Raw genomic sequence first — 7,361 nt, 5'->3', positions numbered from 1 at the left:
TCAGATGAGCCCTACATTGGGACACGGGAGAACCTCCTTGGGATGTGGACCTTCGCAAGTCACACCCCAGTGGGGGTTCTCCTCTTTCGTCAACCAGCCGGTGTCACCCACGTCCTGGCCGAGTACAGCTAGACCTTCAGGTTCACGCCGAGGCGGCGCGCGGTGCGCTCCTTCTGGCGGGCGGCGCGGAGCCGACGCAGGCGCTTGACCAGCAGCGGGTCGTGGGCCAGGGCCTCCTCGGTGTCGATCAGCGCATTGAGCAGCTGGTAGTACCGGGTGGGCGAGATGTCGAACCGCTCGCGGATCTCCGACTCCTTGGACCCCGGCAGCGCCCACCACTGCTTCTCGAAGTCCAGCAGGGCTGCCTGCTGCTCCGACACGCTGGATCCGGCGATGACCATGGGGTTGGACATGGCCCAAGGTTAGCGCGCGAACCACACCGGTGTCATTCGTTCGTCCGGGCCCGCGGCAGGGGGCGCATAGACTGGATCGCGGCCCGCGGGCACCAGTTGCAGTCCAATAGTGAGGATGCTCGATGCAGTCGCTGCACGGCACTGTCCAGCATTACGCGTGGGGAACCACCGACGCGATCCCGAACCTTCTGGGGGTCCCGGCCGACGGCCGCCCGTTCGCCGAATACTGGCTGGGAGCGCACCACGTGGCGCCGTCCCGGCTCGACGGGACCACCCTCGACGCGCTGCTGCGCGAGCGGCCCACCCTCATCGGGGACCGCAGCCGCACCAGCTTCGGCGACCAGCTGCCTTACCTGCTGAAGGTGCTCTCGGCCCGGCACGCCCTCTCCCTCCAGGTGCACCCGTCCCGGGAGCAGGCACAGGAGGGCTACGCCCGCGAGAACGAGGCCGGCATCGCCCCCGACGCCCCCGAGCGCACCTACAAGGACGACTGGCCCAAGCCGGAGATCCTGATCGCCCTGGAGGAGTTCCACACCCTCTCCGGCTTCCGCGACCCCCGTCGGACCGCGTCCCTGTTCGCCGGGCTGGGGGTGGCCGGAGAACTCGCGTCCGTGATCGGCCCCCTGACCGAGCGCAAGGGGCCGGCGGCGCTGGCCGAGGTGTTCCTCGACGTGCTGAGCCTGGACGGCGAGCGCGCGCAGCTGTCCGAGCTGGTGTGCGCCGCGGCCATGGCGCACAAGGACGACGAGGGGGAGCTCGGCGAGTTCGCCAGGACCGTCCTCGAGCTGGACGAGGTGTTCCCGACCGACCCCGGCATCCTCGCCGCCCTGCTGATGAACCGGGTGACCCTCCAGCCGGGCGAGGCGCTGTTCGTCCCGGCAGGCCACATGCACGCCCACCTGCGCGGCACCGGCATCGAGGTGATGGCCAACTCCGACAACGTCGTGCGCGGCGGCCTGACCACCAAGCACGTGGACGTGACAGAGCTGGTCAAGGTGGTGGAGTTCTCCCCGTCCGACCCCGTGGTCACCCGGCCCGAGCCGGTGGCCCCCGGCGTCGACCGCTACCCGGCTCCGTGCCCGGAGTTCGACGTGTGGCGGATCGCCCCCGGCACCGCGACCGTCACGGTTCCCGGCGTCGGCTCCGCCCGGATCCTCCTCGTGGTCTCCGGCACCGCTGAGCTCGCCGGGCGCGACGGGACGCTGCACCTCGGCCGGGGCGGGTCGTGCTTCCTCGCCGCGGACGAGCAGGCCACGCTCAGCGGGGACGCCGTCGCGTTCCTCGCCGCCTCCGGCGTGCGCTGAGGTGCCCGACCGGGTGCGCCTGGACGAGGCTGTCGCGGGCCTGGTGGCCTCCGGCCGGCGCCCGGTGGTGCTGATCGACGGCGGCGCGGGCTCCGGCAAGACCACCCTGGCCCAGGACCTCGCCGCCACGTGGCCCGGCCCGGTCCAGGTCGTCGGCCTGGACGAGCTGTACCCCGGCTGGCACGGCCTGGCCTCTGCGGCGGCCGCCGTCCCCGGCCTCATCACCGGCACGGGGTTCACCACCTGGGACTGGGCCGGCGACCGCCCGGGCCCGTGGCGGGCGCTGGACCCCCGGGTGGCCCTGGTCGTCGAGGGCTGCGGTGCCCTCACCCCGTCCAGCCGCCCGCTGGCCGGCCTGGCCGTGTGGCTGGAGCTGGACGAGCAGACCCGCAAGCAGCGCGCCCTCGCCCGCGACGGCGCGGTGTTCGCCGCCCACTGGGACGAGTGGGCGGCCCAGGAGGCCGACCACTGGCGGGCCGACCGGCCGTGGGAGCTCGCCGACGTGGTGCTCGGCCCGCCCGGCACCTGAGCGCCGTCCCCGCCACGGCGACCCGCCGTGCTGGCACAATGGTTCGCCGGGCCCGCCCTGGCCTCCGTAGCTCAGCTGGCAGAGCACCCGCCTTGTAAGCGGACGGTCACCGGTTCGAATCCGGTCGGAGGCTCGCAGGCCCGGTCCGCGCGACCGCTCAGGCCGCCGCGCGCTTCCGCTGCTTCCACCACTGCTGGGCGATGATCGCGACCAGGATCGCCACCGACACCCAGGTGAGGTACTTGCCGTAGGCGTCCATCACGGCGACGGCCGGCTCGCCGATCCAGTACCCGACGGCGAGGCACGCCCCGTTGACCACGACCGAGGACACCAGCGAGACCGAGAGGAACTTCGTCAGGCTGGTGCCCGCCTCGCCGAGGACGGCGACGATGACGGCGCGGCCGGGCACGAAGGGCACCATCGAGACCGCCAGCGCCAGCACGTCGTACTTCCGGGCGAAGCGCTCCGCGCGGTCGTTGATCCTGCGGGCACGCTCGGAGCGGCCGGACCAGACCTCGATCAGGTTGCGTCCCCACAGCCGCCCGGCCCACCAGTAGATCCAGTCGAACTTGATCAGGCCGAAGGTGCCGAGGAACCACACCAGCGGCCACCACGGGTCGCCGACCGCGGCCCTGGCACCGATCAGCACCATGCCCGACCACGAGCCGAGGGACGCGAGGACGTGCGGCCCGAAAGCCAGCAGCGTCGGCCTCAGGAACGACATGACCAGGCCGTACACGGCGGCGACGCCGAGCCAGGAGAAGCACGCGATGTCGGCACGCGTGGGCTGGTGGCGCCACGGCAGCGCCGGGTCGTCCCACCACTCGCGAGCGGCACCCTCCCGCGGGCCGGCGGAGGGGTCGGGCCGGGCGTCCTCGCTCTGGGCATCGCTCACCCCGCGAGCGTACCCGAGCACCACCGGCCGTCCCGGGACGGCGTTCGCGGCCGTCCGGGCCCGGTTCGGGACGCTGGCAGCTTCCACCGACTTCGTGCGAAGATGACCCTGCCGCACCCGCGGCGCTTCTTCCACTACGGATCGTCGGGCACGTACCTGCCCGTGGAAAGGTGTATTTGGCATGGCCACTGTCAGTTTCAAGGACGCGTCACGGGTGTATCCCGGCGCTGACCACCCCGCCGTCGACAAGCTGAACCTCGAGATCGGGGACGGCGAGTTCATGGTCCTGGTGGGCCCCTCCGGTTGCGGCAAGTCGACGTCGCTGCGCATGCTCGCCGGCCTCGAAGAGGTGAACTCCGGCAAGATCTTCATCGGTGACCGCGACGTCACCGACCTCCCGCCGAAGGACCGGGACATCGCGATGGTGTTCCAGAACTACGCGCTGTACCCGCACATGACCGTCGCCGACAACATGGGCTTCGCCCTGAAGATGGCCGGCGTCGCGAAGGCCGAGCGTGACGCGCGCGTCATGGAGGCCGCCCACCTGCTGGGCCTGGAGTCCTTCCTCGCCCGCAAGCCCAAGGCCCTCTCCGGCGGCCAGCGCCAGCGCGTCGCCATGGGCCGCGCCATCGTCCGCCAGCCGCAGGTCTTCCTGATGGACGAGCCGCTGTCGAACCTCGACGCCAAGCTCCGCGTGTCCACCCGCACCCAGATCGCGGCCCTCCAGACCCGCCTGGGCGTCACCACCGTCTACGTCACCCACGACCAGGTCGAGGCCATGACGATGGGCGACCGCGTCGCGGTGATGAAGGACGGCATCCTGCAGCAGGTCGACAGCCCCCTCACCCTCTACGACAAGCCGGCCAACCTGTTCGTCGCTGGCTTCATCGGCTCCCCGGCCATGAACCTGATCAGCGGCGAGATCACCGACGGTGGCGTCCTGGTCGGCGACTACGTCGTGCCCGTGCCGCGGGAGACCCTCGCGAAGGCCGGCGAGGAGAAGTCGCTGGTGCTCGGCATCCGTCCGGAGAACTTCAAGCTCGCCACCGAGGGCATCGGCCTGGACGTGGACGTGGTCGAGGAGACCGGCGCGGACGCCTACGTCTACGGCACCCTGGCGGGCCTGGACGTCGACGCCAAGCTGTCTGCCCAGCAGATCGTGGCCCGGGTCTCGGCCCGGACGCCACCGCAGCGCGGCACCACCGTCAAGCTGAACGCCGTCGACCCGGCCAGCATCCACGTCTTCTCCGACAAGACGCAGGAGCGGCTGAGCGCCTGATCAGCACGTCGGGAGGCCGGCCGGGGAGACCCGGCCGGCCTTTCGCCGTTCCGGGACCGTGCCCGTCCACCCCCGCCCCGGGCATTCACGGCCATGGTGTACAAAAGACGGGTGCCCCGGTTCCTCTCCTCGCGCCCGGACTCACGGCTGATCCCGCTGCCGTGGGAGCTGCCGCTCGCGGAGTGGCCGACCGACTACCTGGTGGCCCTGCCGCGCGGCATCTCCCGCCACGTCGTGCGGTTCATCAAGGTCGGCAACTCGGTGTACGCGGCCAAGGAGGTCATCGAGAGCCTGGCCATCCACGAGTACCGCACGCTCACCGACCTGCACCGCACCGACACCCCCGCGGTGGAGCCGCTCGCGGTGGTCACCGGACGCGTCGGGCTCGACGGCGAGCCGCTCGACCCCGTGCTGATCACCCGGCACCTCCAGTTCTCGCTGCCCTACCGCTCGCTGTTCGCCCAGGGCGTCCGCCCCGAGACCGTCGGCCGGCTCCTGGACGCCATGGTCGTCCTGCTGGCCCGCCTGCACCTGGTCGGCTTCCTGTGGGGCGACGTCTCGCTGTCGAACATCCTGTTCCGGCGGGACGCGAACGAGTTCGCCGCCTACCTGGTCGACGCGGAGACCGCGGAGATGCACGAGACCCTCACCGACGGCCAGCGCGAGCACGACCTGACCATCGCGATCACCAACCTCTACGGGGAGTTCAGCGACCTCGAGGCCGGCCGGATGCTGGACGAGTCGCTCGACCCGCTGAAGCTGGTGGAGTCGATCATCACCCGCTACCGGGAACTGTGGGCGGAGCTCACCGGGGCGGAGGAGTTCTCCGAGCAGGAGGTCTTCCGGATCGAGAACCGCGTGCGCCGGTTGAACGCGCTCGGCTTCGACGTGGCGGAGCTGTCGATCGAGACCTCCCCGGACGGCTCCAGCATCCGCATCCAGCCGAAGGTCGTGGACGCCGGCCACCACACGCGGCGCCTGCTGCGCCTGACCGGCCTCGACGTCGAGGAGCACCAGGCCCGCCGGCTCCTGAACGACCTGGACACGTTCCGGGTGCGGACCAGCCAGGGCTCGGTCGACGAGCCGGTGGTCGCCCACCAGTGGCTGACCGAGTGCTTCCAGCCGGTGGTCACGGCCGTGCCGCCGGAGCTGCGGGGCAAGCGCGAGGCCGCGCAGATCTACCACGAGGTGCTCGACTACCGCTGGTACGCCTCGCAGCGGGAGAACCGCGAGGTGCCGCTGCTGGAGGCGACCTGGGGCTACATCTCCGACGTCCTGCGCGCCCTGCCGGACGAGGACCTCACCGACGCGACACGGGTCGGCGGGGACGAGCGCCAGCTGGCCAACCCCTACGACCCGTCCCAGGGGTTCGTGGACGACGAGGGCCCGATGCCGGAGGACCCGTGGGAGACCGCGGAGGACGACGAGCCCGTGTCCCCGCCCGGCTTCCTGGACATCGAGGCGCTGCGCGCGCGCAAGCGCTGACCGTCCGGCTGCGCCCACTCGGTACACTTCCGCGGTGAGCTTCCGCCTGTACGACAGCGCCCAGCGCAAAGTGGTCGACTTCCAGCCGTTGCAGCCCGGCGTGGTGTCGATCTACTGCTGCGGGCCCACCGTGCAGTCCGCCCCGCACCTCGGCCACATCCGCAAGGAGGTCAACTTCGACGTCCTGCGGCGCTGGCTCGAGGCCTCCGGGCACCGCGTGACGATGGTGACCAACGTCACCGACATCGACGACAAGATCCTGATCAAGTCGGCGGAGGCCGGTCGCCCGTGGTGGGCGCACGCCTACCTGTTCGAGGGCGCCTTCCACGAGGCGTTCCGCGCCCTCGGCGTCCGTCCGCCCACCTACGAGCCGCGCGCCACCGGCCACGTGCCGGAGATGATCGAACTCATCGGGGTGCTCGTCGACCGTGGGCACGCCTATGTGGCCGACGACTCCTCCGGCGACGTCTACTTCGACGTGAAGTCGTGGCCCGCCTACGGCGCGCTGTCCGGCATGAAGGTCGACGAGATGGCTCCCGCGGAGGACGCGGACCCCCGCGGGAAGCGCGACCCGCGCGACTTCGCGCTGTGGAAGGGCCACAAGGCCGGCGACCCCGAGACGGCCGCCTGGGAGACGCCGTGGGGACGCGGCCGCCCCGGCTGGCACCTGGAGTGCTCGGCGATGGCCGGCAAGTACCTCGGGGACGCCTTCGACATCCACGGCGGCGGCCTGGACCTGCGGTTCCCGCACCACGAGAACGAGCTGGCGCAGTCGCGGGCAGCGGGACGGCCGTTCGCGACCTACTGGATGCACAACGCCTGGGTGACCCAGGCGGGCGAGAAGATGAGCAAGTCGCTGGGCAACACCGCCGACGTGATGACCGCCGTCAGGGCCTGGGGTGGCCGGGCCGTGCGGCTCTACCTGGCCGGCCCCCACTACCGCTCGGCGATCGAGCTGTCCGACGCGTCGCTCGCCGAGGCGGCCGCCCAGCTCGCGCGCATCGACTCCTTCCTCGACCGGGCACGGGCCGACGCCCCGCTGCCGGACGGTGCCGCCTCCACCGGGGCGATCCCCCCGGCCTTCGCCGCAGCCATGGACGACGACCTCGGCACCTCGGCGGCGATGGCGGTGCTGTTCGGCACCGTGAAGGAGGGCAATGTCGCCCTGGAGGCCGGCAACACCGCGGCCGCCGTCCGCGCCCACGCCGCGGTGAAGGCGATGCTCGGCGTGCTCGGGCTCGACCCGGACGCCCCCGAGTGGGCTCAGGAGGCCGCGGCGGGCGGGGACCTGACGCCGGTCGTCGACGGTCTCGTCGCGGCGCTGCTCGAGCAGCGCCAGCAGGCGCGCGCACGCAAGGACTGGCCGGCAGCGGACGCGATCCGCGACCAGCTGGCCACGATCGGCCTGAAGGTCGAGGACACCCCCAACGGCCCCCGCTGGTCGCTGGAGAAATAG

The 7,361-nt window shown here is 71.7% G+C and carries 7 protein-coding genes and 1 tRNA gene; 6 read left to right on the top strand and 2 right to left on the bottom strand.

The genetic code is table 11. The features are described 5' to 3' along the window. Positions 1-128: 128 nt before the first annotated feature. Positions 129-413: a DUF3263 domain-containing protein gene (locus ACFQQJ_RS04245; RefSeq protein ID WP_377104440.1), complete on the bottom strand. Its 285-nt coding sequence runs from the start codon at positions 411-413 to the stop codon at positions 129-131. A gap of 122 nt (positions 414-535) precedes the next feature. On the opposite strand from ACFQQJ_RS04245, the gene manA reads away from it, so the two are divergent. The 3 genes from manA to ACFQQJ_RS04230 all read left to right on the top strand — a co-directional run bounded on the left by manA (position 536) and on the right by ACFQQJ_RS04230 (position 2,379). Next, positions 536-1,717, top strand: coding sequence for a mannose-6-phosphate isomerase, class I (gene manA, locus ACFQQJ_RS04240; RefSeq protein WP_377104438.1), 1,182 nt, complete (start codon positions 536-538; stop codon positions 1,715-1,717). Positions 1,718-1,730: 13 nt separating this feature from the next. After that, positions 1,731-2,246 (top strand): cobalt ABC transporter, encoded by a 516-nt coding sequence (locus ACFQQJ_RS04235; RefSeq protein ID WP_377104436.1) that lies wholly within the window; start codon positions 1,731-1,733, stop codon positions 2,244-2,246. Between the two features lie 60 nt (positions 2,247-2,306). Next, a tRNA-Thr gene (locus ACFQQJ_RS04230) sits at positions 2,307-2,379 on the top strand. Positions 2,380-2,403: 24 nt separating this feature from the next. Here the strand turns inward: ACFQQJ_RS04230 and ACFQQJ_RS04225 are convergent. Then, complete coding sequence (locus ACFQQJ_RS04225) at positions 2,404-3,141, bottom strand: DedA family protein (RefSeq protein WP_377104434.1); 738 nt, start codon at positions 3,139-3,141, stop codon at positions 2,404-2,406. A 181-nt stretch (positions 3,142-3,322) separates the two neighbouring features. On the opposite strand from ACFQQJ_RS04225, the gene ACFQQJ_RS04220 reads away from it, so the two are divergent. The 3 genes from ACFQQJ_RS04220 to cysS all read left to right on the top strand — a co-directional run bounded on the left by ACFQQJ_RS04220 (position 3,323) and on the right by cysS (position 7,361). Continuing rightward, positions 3,323-4,420: an ABC transporter ATP-binding protein gene (locus tag ACFQQJ_RS04220; RefSeq protein ID WP_377104432.1), complete on the top strand. Its 1,098-nt coding sequence runs from the start codon at positions 3,323-3,325 to the stop codon at positions 4,418-4,420. A 93-nt stretch (positions 4,421-4,513) separates the two neighbouring features. Next, a complete protein-coding gene (locus tag ACFQQJ_RS04215) occupies positions 4,514-5,905 on the top strand; it encodes a DUF4032 domain-containing protein (protein ID WP_377104430.1) in 1,392 nt (463 codons plus the stop codon). A gap of 34 nt (positions 5,906-5,939) precedes the next feature. Beyond that, positions 5,940-7,361 (top strand): cysteine--tRNA ligase, encoded by a 1,422-nt coding sequence (gene cysS, locus ACFQQJ_RS04210; RefSeq protein ID WP_377104428.1) that lies wholly within the window; start codon positions 5,940-5,942, stop codon positions 7,359-7,361.

This window comes from Propionicimonas sp. T2.31MG-18, assembly GCF_964266745.1.
In the GTDB taxonomy this organism is placed as follows: domain Bacteria; phylum Actinomycetota; class Actinomycetes; order Propionibacteriales; family Propionibacteriaceae; genus Propionicimonas.
This window is presented reverse-complemented; position numbering and strand designations above follow the sequence as displayed.

Coding starts and splice junctions, on each gene's coding strand:
- ACFQQJ_RS04245 (WP_377104440.1), bottom strand. CDS start 413: ATGTCCAACCCCATGGTCATCGCCGGATCCAGCGTGTCGGAGCAGCAG.
- manA (WP_377104438.1), top strand. CDS start 536: ATGCAGTCGCTGCACGGCACTGTCCAGCATTACGCGTGGGGAACCACC.
- ACFQQJ_RS04215 (WP_377104430.1), top strand. CDS start 4,514: ATGGTGTACAAAAGACGGGTGCCCCGGTTCCTCTCCTCGCGCCCGGAC.
- ACFQQJ_RS04220 (WP_377104432.1), top strand. CDS start 3,323: ATGGCCACTGTCAGTTTCAAGGACGCGTCACGGGTGTATCCCGGCGCT.